This is a genomic window from Mycobacterium toneyamaense (assembly GCF_055384815.1).
Genome location: NZ_AP040333.1, coordinates 1782930 through 1799670, shown reverse-complemented (window position 1 = coordinate 1799670; position 16741 = coordinate 1782930). Strand labels below are relative to the sequence as shown.

General features: G+C 67.5%; 15 protein-coding genes and 1 pseudogene. 6 read left to right on the top strand and 10 right to left on the bottom strand.

The window, feature by feature from the left end; translation table 11 throughout:
- Window positions 1-17: 17 nt before the first annotated feature.
- Entirely contained in the window at window positions 18-1865 is a 1848-nt protein-coding gene (gene lepA / locus ACZ5IQ_RS08730) for a translation elongation factor 4 (RefSeq protein WP_464481449.1), read from the bottom strand.
- A 94-nt stretch (window positions 1866-1959) separates the two neighbouring features.
- Here lepA and ACZ5IQ_RS08725 point away from each other — a divergent pair, with 94 nt between their 5' ends.
- A complete protein-coding gene (locus ACZ5IQ_RS08725; RefSeq protein ID WP_212812278.1) occupies window positions 1960-2574 on the top strand; it encodes a type II toxin-antitoxin system PemK/MazF family toxin in 615 nt (204 codons plus the stop codon).
- A gap of 98 nt (window positions 2575-2672) precedes the next feature.
- Here the strand turns inward: ACZ5IQ_RS08725 and ACZ5IQ_RS08720 are convergent, their stop codons facing one another.
- The 5 genes and pseudogenes from ACZ5IQ_RS08720 to ACZ5IQ_RS08700 all read right to left on the bottom strand — a co-directional run bounded on the left by ACZ5IQ_RS08720 (window position 2673) and on the right by ACZ5IQ_RS08700 (window position 7411).
- Window positions 2673-3281, bottom strand: coding sequence for a GNAT family N-acetyltransferase (locus ACZ5IQ_RS08720; RefSeq protein ID WP_212812279.1), 609 nt, complete (start codon window positions 3279-3281; stop codon window positions 2673-2675).
- A gap of 161 nt (window positions 3282-3442) precedes the next feature.
- A complete protein-coding gene (locus ACZ5IQ_RS08715; RefSeq protein WP_064860038.1) occupies window positions 3443-3874 on the bottom strand; it encodes a CBS domain-containing protein in 432 nt (143 codons plus the stop codon).
- Between the two features lie 67 nt (window positions 3875-3941).
- Window positions 3942-4781, bottom strand: a complete 840-nt coding sequence (locus tag ACZ5IQ_RS08710) for a transglutaminase family protein (RefSeq protein WP_061009367.1) — start codon at window positions 4779-4781, stop codon at window positions 3942-3944.
- Window positions 4727-5755 (bottom strand): alpha-E domain-containing protein, encoded by a 1029-nt coding sequence (locus tag ACZ5IQ_RS08705; protein ID WP_464481135.1) that lies wholly within the window; start codon window positions 5753-5755, stop codon window positions 4727-4729. Before ACZ5IQ_RS08705 ends, ACZ5IQ_RS08710 begins: the two co-directional genes overlap by 55 nt.
- Window positions 5755-7411, bottom strand: a pseudogene (locus ACZ5IQ_RS08700) (circularly permuted type 2 ATP-grasp protein). The gene ACZ5IQ_RS08705 and the pseudogene ACZ5IQ_RS08700 overlap by 1 nt, the downstream one beginning before the upstream one ends.
- A 227-nt stretch (window positions 7412-7638) precedes the next feature.
- Here ACZ5IQ_RS08700 and rpsT point away from each other — a divergent pair.
- The gene (gene rpsT / locus ACZ5IQ_RS08695; RefSeq protein WP_064860034.1) at window positions 7639-7899 is read left to right on the top strand and encodes a 30S ribosomal protein S20; all 261 of its coding nucleotides are present in this window, start codon (window positions 7639-7641) and stop codon (window positions 7897-7899) included.
- A 78-nt stretch (window positions 7900-7977) separates the two neighbouring features.
- Here rpsT and holA read toward each other — a convergent pair whose 3' ends face one another.
- From holA to ACZ5IQ_RS08675, 4 genes are all read right to left on the bottom strand, one after another.
- Window positions 7978-8919, bottom strand: coding sequence for a DNA polymerase III subunit delta (gene holA / locus ACZ5IQ_RS08690; RefSeq protein WP_464481448.1), 942 nt, complete (start codon window positions 8917-8919; stop codon window positions 7978-7980).
- Between the two features lie 64 nt (window positions 8920-8983).
- Complete coding sequence (locus ACZ5IQ_RS08685) at window positions 8984-10339, bottom strand: type I glutamate--ammonia ligase (RefSeq protein ID WP_212812283.1); 1356 nt, start codon at window positions 10337-10339, stop codon at window positions 8984-8986.
- Between the two features lie 30 nt (window positions 10340-10369).
- Window positions 10370-11839, bottom strand: a complete 1470-nt coding sequence (locus ACZ5IQ_RS08680) for a ComEC/Rec2 family competence protein (RefSeq protein WP_212812284.1) — start codon at window positions 11837-11839, stop codon at window positions 10370-10372.
- Window positions 11836-12654 carry a ComEA family DNA-binding protein gene (locus tag ACZ5IQ_RS08675; RefSeq protein WP_212812285.1) on the bottom strand — a complete coding sequence of 273 codons (819 nt, stop codon included), beginning with the start codon at window positions 12652-12654 and terminating at the stop codon, window positions 11836-11838. The genes ACZ5IQ_RS08680 and ACZ5IQ_RS08675 overlap by 4 nt, the downstream gene beginning before the upstream one ends.
- A gap of 197 nt (window positions 12655-12851) precedes the next feature.
- Here ACZ5IQ_RS08675 and ACZ5IQ_RS08670 point away from each other — a divergent pair, with 197 nt between their 5' ends.
- From ACZ5IQ_RS08670 to ACZ5IQ_RS08655, 4 genes are all read left to right on the top strand, one after another.
- On the top strand, window positions 12852-14168 hold the full coding sequence (locus ACZ5IQ_RS08670; RefSeq protein WP_464481134.1) for a hypothetical protein: 1317 nt from the start codon (window positions 12852-12854) through the stop codon (window positions 14166-14168).
- 162 nt (window positions 14169-14330) lie between these two features.
- Complete coding sequence (locus ACZ5IQ_RS08665) at window positions 14331-14903, top strand: TetR/AcrR family transcriptional regulator (protein ID WP_346414385.1); 573 nt, start codon at window positions 14331-14333, stop codon at window positions 14901-14903.
- A 130-nt stretch (window positions 14904-15033) separates the two neighbouring features.
- Window positions 15034-15588 (top strand): DUF4865 family protein, encoded by a 555-nt coding sequence (locus ACZ5IQ_RS08660; RefSeq protein WP_346414384.1) that lies wholly within the window; start codon window positions 15034-15036, stop codon window positions 15586-15588.
- Between the two features lie 102 nt (window positions 15589-15690).
- The gene (locus ACZ5IQ_RS08655; RefSeq protein WP_064979341.1) at window positions 15691-16740 is read left to right on the top strand and encodes an NAD(P)H-dependent amine dehydrogenase family protein; all 1050 of its coding nucleotides are present in this window, start codon (window positions 15691-15693) and stop codon (window positions 16738-16740) included.
- Window position 16741: the final 1 nt, after the last annotated feature.

The following is a 16741-nucleotide window of genomic DNA, read 5'->3' as shown; positions in this document are numbered from 1 at the left end:
AAATCGTGCACAAATCCCTACTTCTTGGGCTTGTCTCCGGCAGCATCAGTTGATAATGCGGCGACGAAGGCTTCCTGCGGAACCTCCACCCGGCCAATGGTTTTCATGCGCTTCTTGCCCTCCTTCTGCTTCTCGAGCAGCTTGCGCTTACGGGTGATGTCACCGCCGTAGCACTTGGAGAGCACGTCCTTGCGGATGGCCCGAATGTTCTCGCGCGCAATGATTCTCGAGCCGATGGCAGCCTGCACGGGCACCTCGAACTGCTGACGCGGGATCAGCTCCTTGAGCTTGGTCGTCATCTTGTTGCCGTAGGCCGACGCGCCGTCCTTGTGCACGATGGCACTGAACGCGTCGACAGCCTCGCCCTGCAGCAGGATGTCGACCTTCACCAGGTCGGCTTCCTGCTCGCCGGCCTCTTCGTAATCCAGCGACGCGTAGCCACGGGTGCGTGACTTCAGCGAGTCGAAGAAGTCGAAGATGATCTCGCCGAGCGGCATGATGTACCGCAATTCGACACGTTCCGGCGAAAGATAATCCATGCCCTGCAGCTCGCCGCGGCGGGACTGGCACAGCTCCATGATGGTGCCGATGAACTCGCTGGGCGCGATCACCGTCGTCTTCACGATGGGCTCATGAACGGCGCGGACCTTGCCCTCGGGCCAGATCGACGGGTTGGTGACGATCAGCTCGGTGTTGTCTTCCTTCTCCACCCGGTACACCACGTTGGGCGAGGTCGAGATGAGATCGAGGTTGAACTCGCGCTCCAGGCGCTCGCGGGTGATCTCCATGTGGAGCAGACCCAGGAAGCCACAACGGAAGCCGAAGCCAAGGGCCACAGAGGTTTCCGGCTCGTAGGTCAGCGCGGCGTCGTTGAGCTGAAGCTTGTCGAGCGCCTCGCGCAGGTTGGGATAGTCCGAGCCGTCCACCGGGTACAGGCCCGAGTAGACCATCGGCTTCGGTTCGCGGTACCCGGTGAGTGCCTCGGTGGCGCCCTTGCGGGCCGTCGTCACCGTGTCACCGACCTTGGACTGGCGGACGTCCTTCACACCGGTGATGAGGTAACCCACCTCGCCGACGCCCAGCCCCTCCGACGCCTTGGGCTCCGGCGATACGATGCCGACCTCGAGCAGCTCGTGGGTGGCACCGGTGGACATCATGGCGATCTTCTCGCGCGGGACGATCTTGCCGTCCACCACGCGGACGTAGGTGACCACGCCGCGGTAGATGTCGTAGACCGAGTCGAAGATCATCGCGCGGGTGGGGGCATCCGGGTCGCCGGTCGGCGCGGGGACCAGCCGGACCACCTCGTCGAGCAGTTCCTTCACGCCCTCACCGGTCTTGCCCGACACCCGCAGCACGTCCGTCGGCTCGCAGCCGATGATGTGCGCGATCTCGCCCGCGTACCGGTCCGGGTCGGCGGCCGGCAGGTCGATCTTGTTGAGCACCGGAATGATGGTCAGTCCGCGGTCCAGCGCCAGGTACAGGTTGGCCAGGGTCTGCGCCTCGATGCCCTGCGCGGCGTCGACCAGCAGCACGGCGCCCTCACAGGCCTCCAGCGCGCGCGACACCTCGTAGGTGAAGTCGACGTGGCCCGGGGTGTCGATCAGGTGCAGGACGAACTCTTCGTCGCCGACTTTCCACGGCAGGCGCACGTTCTGCGCCTTGATCGTGATACCGCGCTCACGCTCGATGTCCATGCGGTCCAGGTACTGCGCGCGCATCGACCGGTCGTCGACGACGCCGGTGAGCTGCAGCATGCGGTCGGCCAGGGTGGACTTGCCGTGGTCGATATGGGCGATGATGCAGAAGTTCCGAATCTGCGCCGGCGCAGTGAACGTCTTGTCGGCGAAACTGCTGATGGGAATCTCCTGGTGACGATGGGTCTGCGCGTATCACGCGCGGCTACCAGGGTATCTAGCGAGGACCCCGGCGACTAAATCGCGGCCCGGAAACTCCCCTATGCTCGATGGCATGGCGTCGCAGTGGAGGACGTTCCAGCGTCTGGCGGAACAACTGGTGTTCAACGACGCGCCCAAGCTCATCCGCACCTTGCAGCAGCCTGACGGGCTGTCCCGGACCATTCAGCAGGGCATCCGGTTCGGCATCGAAGTGGGCCTGACGGCGCTCGGCGCGGTTCCGGCGGAGCAGCAGGCGGCCATCACCGCCGGCCGCCCGGTCACCGAGAACATCGTCCCCACCGCACACCGCGCCCGTCGCATCGTCTACTCACCTGACCTGGACGGCCAGGCCGACCCGGGCGAGATCGTCTGGACCTGGGTCGTCTACGAGGACGACCCGACACGCGGCCAGGACCGCCCGGTGCTGGTCGTCGGCCGCGATCGCAACACCTTGCTGGGGCTGATGTTGTCGAGCCAGGACCGCCACCAGGGCGACCCCGACTGGGTGGGCATCGGATCGGGCAGCTGGGACTACGAGGGACGCGCCAGCTGGGTTCGCCTCGACCGCGTGCTCGACGTCCCGGAGGAAGGCATCCGCCGCGAAGGCGCGATCCTCGAGCGCGAGAAGTTCGAGATCATCGCCGCCCGCCTCCGCGCCAGCTACTCCTGGCGCTAGGCCCACTTCCCGCGAGCGGCCGTGTTTGTACCGCGACACGCCGCTTTTTGCGTGCATTCAGGGGCCACTCACGCCCGACGAGCGGGCGTTGAACGCACCTACCGCGGCTGCCGCCACATCGGAATCAGGCTCGGTCCACCGTTCGGCAGCACCATCTCACCGGTGACCTCGAAACCGAACCGCTCGTAGTAGGGCACGTTCACCGGGTTGCTCGACTCCAGATAGGCCGGGGCGTGTTCCGCGTCGACGCGATCCAGCCGCGACCGCATCAGCGCTTGTCCGAACCCGCCACCGCGCACCGTCGGGTCGCTGCCGATCACCGCGAGGTACCAATGCGGCTCCTCCGGGTGGTGCTTCTTCATCAACTCCGCGGCTGCCTGGCCGCGCAGCACCGCGGTGCCGAACGTCAGCAGCATCATGGGCACCGCCCGCAGCTCGGCGCCGCGCGTCTGCTGCCACTTGCCCGGGGGATCCCACAACGCCGCGCCTCCGATGCCGTCGGCCGACGAGGCGATCTCGACCCCGCCGTTGCCCAGATGGTGGTGCTTGGTGAGCGCCGTGAACAGGCGCGGCAGCCGGCGCCGGCGCAGCCCAGCGTCGGGCAGCATCCACTTCATCACCGGGTCGTCGGCGAACGCGCGGGCAAGGGTGTGCGACAAGCCACCGATGTCGGAACGAGTGGCCGGCCGGGTCTGAATTTCACGCATGCCGCCAGCTTGCCGTGAACTGCTACGCCCCGCCCGGATCTCCGTGCAGTCTGCGCCCGTTCGCAGCCGACGAGCGGCCCAAAATTGCACGCGGATACCGGCGTGTCGCGGTACAAACTCCCCCGCAAGCGGGAGGTGCCCCCAGGCCGGCTCGCGGGAGATTAACCGCCCTGGGTGATGTAGTCCTGCAGGTGCTGCTGCTCGGTCTCGAGCTCTTCCATCCGGGTCTTGACCACGTCGCCGATGCTGACGATGCCGGCCAGCCGGCCGTCGTCGAGGACGGGCACGTGCCGCACCCGGTTCTGGGTCATCAGCACCACGAGATGGTCGACGGTGTCCCGCGGCGTGCAGGTCGCCAGGACCGTCGTCATGATCTCCGAAACCGGCTGGCCCAGTAGGCCACCGCCGCGCTTGTGCAGCTCGCGCACGACGTCGCGCTCGGACACGATGCCGGCCAATCCGTCGTCCCCGACGACCACCATGGCACCGATGTTCAGCGCGGCGAGGCTGGCCAGTAGTTGCGACACCGTGGTCTCGGGGGCGATGGTCGCTACCGCCGCACCCTTGTTGCTCAGTACGTCCGCGATCCGCATCGCCCGCCTCCGATCGTGATCCACCTCACATCCATGGTAGTCGGCGGCGGAGAGTGCGCGGCGAAAGTCAAGCGAGCCGGGTGATTTCCACCACCACATCCAGGTCGGTGGAGCCCTCGCCCGAGTAGATGCCCTTCAGCGGGGTGACGTCCGAATAGTCCCGCCCCACCGCGACCGTCACGTACTGCTCGTTGATCTCGACGTCGTTGGTCGGGTCGTAGTCCCACCAGCCACCGGTCCAGGCCTGCACCCAGGCGTGGCTCTGGCCTTCGATGGTGTCACCGACCTCGGCCCGGCGCTGCGGGTGCAGATAGCCGGACACGTACCGGGCCGGAATCCCCATGCTGCGCAACAAGATCAGCGTCAGGTGCGCGAAGTCCTGACAGACGCCCTTGCCTTCGCGCAGCGCATCCAGCCCGGACGAGTGCACCCCGGTGGTGCCGGGCACGTAGTCGAGTTCGGTGTTGACCCAGTTCGCCGCGGCGATCACGGCTTCCTGCGGGTCGTAGTACTTCATGATCCGCTGGCCGACGCGCTGCAGCCGCTTGCTGACCGGCGTGTAGCCGGTCGGGACGAGCAGTTCGTCGAACCGGTCGCGCACGCCGGCACCCGCCAGGTCGTCCCAGGTGACCAGTTCCGCGGGCATCTCGCCCTTGTCGGTCTCGACGACCGAGGACGACGTCACCTCCAACTCGGTGTGCGGCGCATGCAGATCGAAGGCCGTCACCGCGGTGCCCCAGTAGTCGATGTACCGGTACGACCGGGTGGCCGGCGTCGTCTCGACACGGTTGAGGACGACGTTCTGCCGCGAGTCCGAGCGCGGCGTCAACCTGGCCTCGTTGAACGACGCCGTCACCGCCGACTTGTAGGCATACCCGGTGGCATGGACAACTCTGAGCCGCCACATATCAGAATCTCACCTTCTTCGATAACCGACACCGCGTGGCCCGCGTCCGTCCAGGCGACCCACGGCGCCGCGTGAAAGTACTCCAGCGCCAACGCTTCTCCGATTTCCCGGCAGCTGCGCTGCAAGCCCGCCAGGCGATCCTCCAGCGAGTCCAGCAGCAGGCCCGGCTGCAGGAACTCCAGCTCACTGCGCGCGCGGCCGAGGAGTCGCTGGGCCTCACCGGTGGCGCCGATGCGGTCGTGCGGCCGGTTGTGCAGCTCGTCGAGATGCCGCTCGGCCAGCCGCAGCGAATAGAACACCGACCGCGGAAACAGCCTGTCCAGCAACATGAATTCGACGACCCGCCCGGCGTCGAGCACCCCGCGGTAGGTGCGCAGGTAGGTGTCGTGGGCACCGGCCGAGCGCAGCACCGTCACCCACGCCGGCGACGACGCACTGTCACCGACGCGGGCCAGCAGCAGGCGCACCGTCATGTCGACGCGCTCGATCGCCCGGCCCAGCATCATGAAGCGGTAGCCGTCGTCGCGCGACAGCGTCGAGTCGGCCAGGCCCGCGAACATCGCGGCGCGGCCTTCCACGAAGCTCAGGAACTCGTGCGGCCCAAGCCTTCTGGCGGCCCGCTCGCGCTCAGAGAGGGCGTTGTAGGTCGTGTTGAGGCACTCCCACATCTCGGTGGACGTGACTTCCCGTGCCCCACGGGCATTCTCGCGAGCCGCCGAGATCGACTCGACAATCGAATTCTGCGCATCACCGCGGCCGAACGCGACCAGGTCGGTCAACGACCACATGTCCAGCGGCGCCGCAGGCGGCTCGATCCCCAGGACCCGCAGCAGCGTTCGGGACGCCACGTCGGGGTCGACGCTCGAGTCCTCCAACAGCTGGTGCACCGTGACGTCCAGGATGCGGGCGGTGTCGTCGGCCCGCTCGACGTAGCGGCCGATCCAGTACAGCGATTCCGCGTTGCGCGCCAACATCAGTACATCACCGCCTGTTGCTGTTGCTGCTGCTGTTGATGGGCAGTTTGGACGGCCTGCTGTGGGGGCCCCTCGTCGGCGGCCTGGCCGGCCGACGGCAGCGAGCGCACGACTTCGGCGGCCGCCAGCTCGTGGTCGGCGGTCGAGGCCCGCGACGCCAGCACCCAGGTGTCCTTCGATCCCCCGCCCTGGCTGGAGTTCACCACCAGCGAGCCCTCCGGCAGCGCGACGCGCGTCAGGCCGCCGGGCAGCACCCACACGTCGTCACCGTCGTTGACCGCGAACGGCCGCAGATCGACGTGCCGCGGGGCCAGCTTGTCGCCGATCCGCGTCGGCACCGTCGACAGTTGCACCACCGGTTGGGCGATCCACCCGCGCGGGTCGGCGCGCACCTTCTTCGAGATCGCCACGATCTCCTTCTCGGAGGCGTCCGGCCCGAAGACGATGCCGTAGCCGCCCGAGCCCTCGACCGGCTTGATGACGAGCTCGCGGATGCGGTCGAGTACTTCCTCGCATTCGTCCTCGAGCCAACAGCGGTAGGTGTCGACGTTCGCCAGCAGCGGCTTCTCGCCGAGGTAGTACTCGATGATGGTCGGCACGTAGGTGTAGACGAGCTTGTCGTCACCGACGCCGTTGCCCACCGCGCTGGAGATGACGACGTTGCCCGCGCGGGCCGCGTTGAGCAGGCCGGCGACGCCCAGCACGGTGTCGGGCCGGAACTGCATGGGGTCGAGAAACATGTCGTCGATCCGGCGGTAGATGACGTCCACCTGGCGCTCGCCCTCGGTGGTCCGCATGTAGACGACGTTGTCGCGACAGAACAGGTCGCGGCCCTCGACCAGTTCGACGCCCATCTGCCGGGCCAGCAGGGAGTGCTCGAAGTAGGCCGAGTTGTAGACGCCCGGGGTGAGCACCACCACGGTCGGGTCCGCTTCGTTCGATGCCGCGGCGTTGCGCAGTGCCCGCAGCAGGTGCGACGAGTAGTCACCGACCGCCCGCACCCGGTGCGTCGCGAAGAGGTTGGGGAAGACGCGGGCCATGGTGCGCCGGTTCTCCATGACGTAGGACACCCCGGACGGCGAGCGCAGGTTGTCCTCGAGCACGCGGAAGTCGCCCTTGTCGTCCCGGATCAGGTCGATGCCCGCGACGTGGATGCGGACGCCGTTGGGTGGGACGATGCCGGCCGCCTCGCGGTGGAAGTGCTCGCACGAGGTCACCAGCCGGCGCGGGATGACCCCGTCGCGCAGGATCTCCTGATCGCCGTAGACGTCGTCGAGGTACATCTCGAGCGCCTTGACCCGCTGCTTGATGCCCTTTTCCAGCTTCGACCACTCGGCGGCCGAGATGACCCGGGGCACCAGAATCCAGCGGAAACGGCCGTTCCTGGCCCGACAGCGAGAACGTGATGCCCTGATCGGTGAACGCGCGGCCGAGCGCTTCGGACCGGGCCGCCAGCTCGTCGGTGTCCGACGGCGCCAACTCGGCGAAGACGCCCTTGTAGAGACCGCGCACGGCGCCCTGGGCGTCGAACATCTCGTCGTACGCGGCGGCATAACTGTCGACGTCGTCGTAGCCGTTGAAAACACCGTCGTAGCGATTCCCTGGCGAGGTCGGCCGCGTCCGCGCGGGGCCACTGTGCGATGTCCGTGGGCTCATGGCAGACATGCTGCATCAACCTGGCGGTTTCGGCAGGGCAACTTGGCATTCACGGATATGCTCGGGGTCGTCGCCGGCCAGTGCGCGTATGCCGCGCTTTGGGGATTTCGCATGGACGCTGGTAACCTGAACAGTCGCTGCCCGTTGACGGGCGAAGAGCGCAGACTTAAGACCGAGCATGTTCTTCCCGGACGTGCCCAATTTGAGATTTAGAAGGAACGACACGCGTGGCCAACATCAAGTCGCAGGAAAAGCGGATCCGCACCAACGAGCGTGCGCGTCTGCGCAACCAGTCGGTGAAGTCGGCGCTGCGTACGGCCATCCGCGGCTTCCGTGAGGCCGTCGAGGCGGGCGAGAAGGACAAGGCCGGCGAGCTGCTCGTCGCCACCAACCGCAAGCTGGACAAGGCCGCCACCAAGGGTGTCATCCACAAGAACCAGGCCGCCAACAAGAAGTCGGCGCTGACCCTGGCCTTCAACAAGCTCTGATCTGAGCCTGTAGTTTTCGCGAAACCGCGGCCCGATGATCGGGCCGCGGTTTTGTTGTGTCTGTGAATAGGTGGCGGCTCAGCTGTCGGCCAGCTCGGCCACGCGACGCACGGCCGACTCCAGCGCGTAGTCGGCGTTGGCCGCGGCACCCTTGACGTCGGCGTTCAGCGCCGCGACCACCCGCAGCGCCTCGGCCACGGTGTCCCGGGACCAGCGCCGGGCCTGCTTCTGCGCTTTCTGGACCCGCCACGGCGGCATCCCCAACTCCCCTGCCAACCGGTACGGATCACCCGACTGACCACCGACCCGCGCGATCGAGTGCACGGCCTCGGCCAGCGCATCGGCCAGCACCACGTGCGGCACACCGCCGGCCATCGCCCAGCGCAGCGCTTCGGCGACGCCACTGACGTCACCCGAGACGGCCTTGTCGGCGATGTCGAAGCCGTTCACCTCGGCCTTGCCGGAGTGGTAGCGCCGCACGGCCGCCGCATCGATCTGACCGCCTGTGTCGGCCACCAGCTGCGAGCACGCCGCCGCCAGTTCCCGGATATCAGAGCCGACGGAATCGAGGACGGCGTTGACGGCGTCGTCGCCGACCTTCACCTTCAGCGATCGGAACTCCTTGCGCACGAAGTCGGCGCGCTCGGCTGCCTTGGTGATCTTCGCGCACGGATGCACCTCGGCGCCAAGCTTTCTCAGCTGATCGGCCAGTGCCTTCGCCCGGCCACCACCGGAGTGCACGACGACGAGCATGGTGCCGCCCGGCAGGTCGGCCGCCGCGTCGGCGATGAGGGCGACGGCGTCCTTGCCGGCTTCGGCGGCAGACTCGAGGACCACCACGCGTTCCTCGGCGAACAGCGACGGACTCAGCAGCTCGGCGAGCTCGCTGGTGGACACGTCACCGGCCCGGAGCCGGTCGACCGGGACGTTGTCGTTGCCGGCCAGCTTGCGCGCGTTCCGCAACACATCGGCCACGGCACGCTCGACCAGCAGTTCCTCGTCGCCCAGCACCAGATGCAACGCCTCGGTCGATCCACTCACCTGTTGATCGTTTCATGGCGGGCAGACACGCCCTCGCACGCACTCACATACTCCAGGCCAGCCGGAACTTCTCGGCCAGTTCGGTGTCGGACAGGCCGCCGTAGTTCTGCTGTTCGTAGCCGCGCACACCCAGCACGGCGTCGACCGGCGCGTCCCCGAGGATGTCGCGGACCACAGCGCTGTGGCGTAACGCGTCGAGCACCTCGGCTTGCTTCGACGGCAGTGTCACCACTCCGGCATGCTCGCGTTGGGCGAGCGTCAGGGATCCCGGGTCGACGGTGACTTCGGGCGGCAGCGACAGTTCCCGGCTGATGCCGTCAAGTGCCAGGCCGAGAATGGTCGCCGACGCCAGGTATGGGTTGGCCGACGGGTCGACGATCTTGACCTCGACGTTGGCGCCGTATGGATTTCCGGATGCCGCGCTGACGAAGCGGACGGCGGCCTCCCGGTTCTCGGTGCCCCAGCAGACGTTGGCGCCGGACCAGCTTCCCGGCTGGATGCGCAGCCCGGAGACGATCGACCCGCACAGGACTCCTTGCGCGCCGGGCAGTCCCGCCAGCAGGCCCGCCACTGCGGACTCGCCCGCTGTCGTCATGCCGCGCTCCCCCGTACCACCCGAGAACAACGACACACCGTCGCGACTCAGTGAAAAGTGTTGATGCGCGCCGGAACCCACGCTGCCCGCGAACGGCACCGGAGACAGGCTGACGCGCAGCCCATGGCGGCGGGCGACGCGGCTGATGATGATTCGCGCGAGCACCAGCTGGTCCGCGGCGGTGACCGGATCGCGGGGCATGAGCGAGAATTCGAATTGGTTGGCCCCGTACTCGGGATGGAACTGTTCGATGGACACCCCTGCAGCTGCGGCCGCCTCCATCACGTCCCGGACGAACCCCTCGAATTCCAGCACGCCGGCCAGGCCATACTGCGCCCACAGATCGGACGGCAATCGCGCGCCGTCCGGGCCGACGAGCACGAACTCCACCTCATGCCCGACGACGGCCGTCAGGCCGGCGGCGGCCAATCGCTGCGTAACCCGTTGCAGCACACCGCGACCGCAGTGCGGGTCCGGGTTACCGTCCTGAGTGAAGAACGAGCATGGCGCCCAGGCGACCCCGTCGCCGAGTAGGGCCACACCCGCCAGGTCGGCGCGCACCCGCCGGTCCCCGACCACACCGATCTCATCGCTCACCACGATGCCCGCCTGATCGATGGCGAAGACATGCCACGTCGGGCTGGTACCCAGCCCGTGGTCGGCGAACACCGCCACCCGATCGAGCGATACCACTTTGACCTGCGTCAGGCCTGCGGCATTGACGACAGTGCCGATCAGGGTCCGGACGCCGGCCGCTTCGAGCGCCGCCACCTTCGCCGCGGACCCGGCCGGTTCGTCATTCACGTCAATAATTCTGCAACTCGGCGCGCGAGTTCATGGCCGGATCGCATTTCCTCGTCGCCGGCGCCACACGGCCAGCAGCAGCGCCCCTGCAACCGTCACCCCGCCGAGCAGCAACGCGCCGCCCCAGCCCGACGGGACGCGGACCGCCGCTCCGGGAACCGCGGCGCTCCACCGCGCGACATGCAACAACCACCACAGTTCGGGTCCGGTGAACCGGATCAACAGCTGCGCCGCAGCCGGCCAGCACCACGCCACCGCGGCAGCCGCGGTGCCGAGGATCGTGATGGGTGGAATAACCGGAGCAACAAGGAGATTGGCTGCCACCGCGACCAGACTGAGGCTGCCCGAGATCGCCGCCACCAACGGCGCCGTCACCAGTTGAGCGGCAACCGCGACGCACACGGCGTCGGCGAGCGGTTTCGGCCAGCCCCGGCCGACCAGTCGGCGCGACCACCCCGGCGCGATCACGACGAGCCCCGCCGTCGCCACCACCGACAGCGCGAAGCCGGCGTCGACCGCGAGCGCCGGCGAGAGCACCATGAGCACCAGCACGCTGGCCGACAACGCGGGAATCGCCTGCCGCCGCCGATGCACCAGCATGCCCATCAACATCACCGAACCCATTGCCGCGGCCCGCAATACGCTCGGCGAGGGCTGCACGATGACGACGAACACGAACAGCGTCACCGCCGCCAGCGCCACCGCGATCCGCCGTCCCACCACCGCGGCGCTGAGGAGCACCGCGCCGCACACGATGGTCACATTCGCGCCCGACACCGCCGTCAGATGCGTCAACCCCGCCCGGCGGAAGGCGGCCGTCGTATCCGACTCGACCGCCGACACATCGCCCAGCACCAAGCCCGGGAGCATCGCCGCCTGGTCGGGCGGCAACGCCAGTCGAGCGGCCTCGCCGAATTCAGCCCGCACGTGTGCGGCCGCGCGCTGCCCGGTCGAGGCGGTTCCGAACCGGGGGGTGCCCACAGCGGCCAGGACGGCCACCGACAGGTCGCGCCGCTTGGGCCGGGTGACCCGGGCCCGGAATGCCATCGGGCGGCCCACGCCGACCTCCGAATACCCCAGGGCCGGCGCGAAAACCATGACCCGCCCCGATGATTCGGCATCCTGCAGCCGCTGCAACGACGCCGCGAACATGAGGCGGCCACCCTGGATGGTCTTCGGCGACTCGGACGGCGTGACGGTCACCGTCACCGTCGAGCCGAACCGCGCCGCCAAAGAGTGGGTATCGACGGCGTGCACCCGCACCGCCGCGACGATCGCGAATGCCGCGCCCACCGCCGCCACGGCGAGCACTGCGGGCCAACGCACCGAGCCCATCCACAACCCGACTCCCACGGTGCCCGCCACCGCGATCACCACCGCCGTCAGCGCTGCCCACGGCCCCCACCACACGCCGACCGCCGTCACCGTCCAGCACGTCACGGCGGCCGGTACCAGCCGCACGTCGATGCCGGGGACGTCCGGCGCGGGACCGGCCGTCACACTTTGACCAGGGCACGCAGCTTCTCCAGCCGGCTCGGCCCGATGCCGTCGACCTCGCCCAACTGGTCGACGCTCGCGAACCGGCCGTTGGCCTCCCGCCACGCCACGATCGCTTTCGCCATCACAGGTCCGATGCCGGGCAGGCCGTCGAGTTGCTCCCTTGTCGCGGTGTTCAGATCAACGGGCCCCTGTGCTCCAGCACCTTTTCCGTCGCCGGGCGGCCCCTTCTCCGGCGGCCCGGACGTCGCACCGGCCGAACTGCGCATCACCGTGGGCGCGCCCAACGGCGCGGTGATGCCGACCAGAATCTGCTCGCCGTCGGCCACCTTGCGGGCCATGTTCAGGCCGACGATGTCGGCGCCGGCCAGCGCTCCCCCAGCTGCGGTGACGGCGTCGGCGATGCGGGCACCGGCAGGAAGTGTCACCAGCCCCGGTTTGTGAACGAGTCCTGCCACGCTGACCACGACGTCCTCGGCCTTGGCCGCCGACGCGGGCGTCCCAGGCGCCGAGGACGAAACCATCTGGACGGGTGGCAGTTTCGCCGCGGTCACCGGCGGCTTGTCATCGCCGAGCACGGCGATGATGGTCACCAGGACCGCAACCACGCCGACCACCGCGAGCGCGATGACGCCCGCACGCCCAGGGTCGGCCCGCACCGTCGCGAGCCACCCGGACCTGCCCGGCATCGCGTCGGGCAACCACCGCGACAGCGAGGTGTCGTCGTTCGAGTCGGGCTCTGCGTCGGGGTCCGTCGCGTCTCCGGGCTGCGCGGCCAACCGCCGCTGCGCCCGATCGACCGGTGTCTGAGTGACCATGCCCGCGACGTTAGGTGGCGGCACCGACCGGAAACGCCGCAAGAGGCAGTCGAACCCGCCGCCTGTGGATCAATCGCGTTCTGTGGATAGATGTGGGCGGCTCGCGCCGTCGGCCGGTCGATCGCCACCAAAATTGGCATCGTGGTGCGCCGAACTGTGGGCCGACAAGCGCCGCGGACCCTAGAGTCTGGGTAACCATGACGACCGAAACACCTTCGCCACGTTTGAGTTTGACCGCGCAGCAACGCGAAGCGCTGGCTGCGGCGGCGAGGTTCCCGCTGTTGAGCGCGATCCAGGGCAGGCGGTCACGGCGATTTCCCGTGGGCGGCTCCATCCCGTCGGGGCCCTTGGCCTACACCAGTGCCCGGGACGTCGAACCACTCGACGAGGTCGAACGCGCACTGATCCTGGCGACGGTAACCGGCGTCACCGGCTGGCATTTCGGGATCAGTCACCATCCCGGATATGCACCGGCGTTCCCGAACTACAGCGGGTCGGCATCAGGTCGCACGTTCCCGTCAGCCGCGGGATTCGAGATCGTCGAGTTCTTCTTCACCGACGACTCGGGCACCTACTTCCTGTCGTCCCGAGACACGGCACCGACAGTGCCGGTCAACGACGGCGTGGTGGACATCGACGACTGGCTGGCCGCGACGGTGTCGTCCTATCGCCAGCTCTCCACCGATCGCATCCACATTCCACGGTCGGAGCCGTACCTCGAAGGCCACAACACGTGGATCGCCAATCACCCCGGCTCGCTGCTGGTCATCCCGGTCGCCGACATCGCACAGCATCTCTTGGCCAATCTGGCGTTCTTCCTGCAGAACGGCTACCTGATCTATGACGACTTCAACAACCGGCCGATCCCGGGACTGAAGGAGGCCGCCGCGGGCCTGGCGCACCGGGACGACGACCCGTTCCCGCTGACCTTCGTCGAGCAGTACTCGCTCACGGAAGCCACCGCCGAGTTGATGACGAGCGTCTACAACGGGCACCTGCTGCTCGGGGCGCTGGGCTTGGGCGGCTGGACATTCGACGGTATCGACCGGCTCACCATCCTCGGCGCGTCCGGCGACCCGGACGTTCCCGGGTTGGGATTCAACGTGCAAACCGACGAACGGTGGGCACTGCCCAATCCGACGGGGCTGCCCGGCGTTTTCGAAACGTACAGCCGCCCGCACCACCCGGACATCGCGGCTGCGGTGCGCGCCTTCGCCGACCGAAAATTCGGCCCCGGCGGGCCTTTTCACCCGGATACCCCAGGGCCGTGGCGGGATTCGCGGGCCGTACGTTCGGCTGCCGCCGGGCACGACGAGCAGTTCATCACCTTGCTCACCATCGCCGCGCAATACATCGACGATACGTTCGGCAAGTTTCCCGGCACCGTACCCACCGTGCACATCATGAATTACCTTCAGGCACAACACATCGACCTCGGGTTCTACGACACGCATTTCCAGCCCGGGGCGTATCTGTCGACCCACGCCGAGCACGACCGGATTTGGCACGGGTGACCGGACTCCAGCTCACAGACCGTTCTGACGAGGCCTCTCCATGTCGGATGCTGGACGTTCCCGCGACGCTTGAACCTCCGCACCCTGCGCCCGTCCGCCCGCAGGCTCACAGCAATCGGGACCCTTTCACTTGACGACTGTAACTACTAGTACGTATGTTTCGTGATTGTGCAAACACGCGCCCGTCTTGTGAACGCGACTCAAGAGCTGCTCTGGGAACGCGGTTATGCGGCAACCAGCCCAAAGGACATCCTGAGCCGCGCGGAAGCAGGGCAGGGCAGCATGTACCACCACTTCGCCGGAAAACAGGAGCTCGCGGCCACAGCCTTGGCAGAGAGCGCAGCCACGATGCGCGCCGAAGCTGACCTTCTACTCTCGGGTGACGGGACGGCACTCGAGCGGGTGATCGCTTACCTAGAACGCCAGCGCGATTCGTTGCGGGGCTGCCGCATGGGGCGCATGACCTACGACGCCGATGTTTTGGCGACACCAGATCTTCTCCGCCCGGTTGCAGAGACCCTCGGCTGGTTGGTCGACCGCATCGCTCAGGTCATTGGCCAGGGCATTGACGAGCGCGAGTTCCCCGCCGCCACAGACGCACATCAGCTCGCATCCATGGTGGTCGCGACCGTCCAGGGAGGCTACGTCCTCGCGCGGGCGCAACAGGACCCAGCTGCTTTCGAGGCGGCGGTACAAGGAGCTGCAGGCCTCCTACAGAGCCGGAATCTGCGATGACCGCCGTAGCTGGGCATGCCGCCATGACCCACGTGGCCCATCAGGAGACCGCAACCGACGGAACCACCACAACGTGGTACGAGCCTGTTGCTGACCGGGCCCACGTCCAGGCGACCAAGAGGCATCACTGATGTACGCCATGCAATATCAGATCGCATTGCCCACCGACTACGACATGGGCATCATCCGGAACCGGGTGCGCAGGACCGGCCACCTCTTCGACGGCTTCGCCAGCCTCGAGTTCAAGGCCTACTTGATCCAGGAGAAATCCCAAGGCGCTCCCCGAAACGCGTACGCCCCGTTCTATGTCTGGCGCGACATCGACGGCATGCGCAACTTTTGCTGGGGCGAGCCGGGCTATTCCGCCATCGTTCGAGACTTCGGCCGGCAACCGATCCAAGACTGGACGCTTCACAAGATCGTCCACGGCCCCGCCGCCTACGCACAAGCCCGCAGCCTCACCGTGAAGTCTGCGTCGCTGCCTTCCGCTGCCGCACCGTCCGATTGCCTGGATCCGATCACCCAACGGTTTCTCGAGCACGTCGAAGACACCACTGTGGCCCTCGTGACCGCTGTCGATATAACCAGCTGGACCCTCATCCAGGTCGAACTCTCGACAGAGGAGCCCGATCAGACCTTGACCCACATGGCCGCCTACGAAGTCCTGCACGTCTCCGCGGCCTGACGGGTTCGCACCGCCGCCGGCTCCAGCCCACCACCGGGACCACCGGGTAGACACCTGCGGCATAGTGTCTAGCGAAAGCACAGCCCCAACGAGGAGGCCTCCATGACCACCGACCGCCCGCTCCGCGTCATCCAGTGGACCACCGGCAACATCGGCAAGCGATCCCTGCACGCCATCATCGCCCGTGACGACATGGAATTGGTCGGCGTCTACGCGTACGGCGCCGAGAAGGTCGGGGTGGACGCCGCCGAACTGGCCGGTTGGCCCGAACCCACCGGAATCAAGGCCACCAACGACATCGAAGAGTTGGTGGCGCTCAAGCCGGATGCCTGCTGCTACAACCCGATCTGGCCCAGCGTCGACGAGCTGGTCCGCCTGCTCGAATCGGGCATCAATGTGTGTTCGACCGCAGCCTGGATCACCGGCGGCAAGCAGAGCCCAGAGGACCTCGCGCGCATCCAGAAGGCTTGCGAGGCAGGCAATTCCACGATCTTCGGCAGCGGCGCACACCCCGGCCTGACGAACATGATGGGCATGGTGCTGTCCAGCGCGTGCGAGAGCGTCGACGAAATCCGTATCACCGAGTCGGTCGACTGCGGCGTCTACGAATCGGCCGGCACCATGGCCGCGATGGGTTTCGGCAAGGACCCCGAGACACCGGGCCTGGCCGAGAGCGTGCGCCTGGAGAGCGAGGTGTTCGCCGAGTCAGCCGCGATGATGGCCGATGCCATCGGAGCCAAGCTGGACCGGATCACCTTCGACGTCACCTTCACCCCGGCGACCGAGGATTCCGACCTCGGGTTCATGCAGATCCCCAAGGGCACGGTCGCCAGCGTCTACGGCTATCACCGCGGTTGGGTCGGCGACAAGAACGTCGTCAGCGTCGGCTTCAACTGGATCATGGGCGAGCACGTCACCCCGCCGAAGCCCGTGGCGCACGGTCACGTGATCCAGGTGTTCGGCGTGCCCAACATGCGCACAGTCGTGTACTGCCTGCCGTCGAAGGACTGGAGCGAGGTGAGCCTCAACGGTCTCGGCATGATCTACACCGCGCTGCCGGCCACCAACGCAGTACCTGCGGTGGTGGCGGCAGCGCCGGGCATCCTGACGCTAAAAGATCTGCCGCCGGTCACCGGCCGGTTCGCCGGCTAGT

Bases quoted from the DNA above. Each gene is read 5' to 3' on its own strand.
- ACZ5IQ_RS08725 (WP_212812278.1), top strand. From the start codon at position 1,960: ATGCTCGATGGCATGGCGTCGCAGTGGAGGACGTTCCAGCGTCTGGCG.
- ACZ5IQ_RS08720 (WP_212812279.1), bottom strand. From the start codon at position 3,281: ATGCGTGAAATTCAGACCCGGCCGGCCACTCGTTCCGACATCGGTGGC.
- ACZ5IQ_RS08715 (WP_064860038.1), bottom strand. From the start codon at position 3,874: ATGCGGATCGCGGACGTACTGAGCAACAAGGGTGCGGCGGTAGCGACC.
- ACZ5IQ_RS08710 (WP_061009367.1), bottom strand. From the start codon at position 4,781: ATGTGGCGGCTCAGAGTTGTCCATGCCACCGGGTATGCCTACAAGTCG.
- ACZ5IQ_RS08705 (WP_464481135.1), bottom strand. From the start codon at position 5,755: ATGTTGGCGCGCAACGCGGAATCGCTGTACTGGATCGGCCGCTACGTC.
- ACZ5IQ_RS08675 (WP_212812285.1), bottom strand. From the start codon at position 12,654: ATGGTCACTCAGACACCGGTCGATCGGGCGCAGCGGCGGTTGGCCGCG.
- ACZ5IQ_RS08670 (WP_464481134.1), top strand. From the start codon at position 12,852: ATGACGACCGAAACACCTTCGCCACGTTTGAGTTTGACCGCGCAGCAA.
- ACZ5IQ_RS08660 (WP_346414384.1), top strand. From the start codon at position 15,034: ATGTACGCCATGCAATATCAGATCGCATTGCCCACCGACTACGACATG.
- ACZ5IQ_RS08655 (WP_064979341.1), top strand. From the start codon at position 15,691: ATGACCACCGACCGCCCGCTCCGCGTCATCCAGTGGACCACCGGCAAC.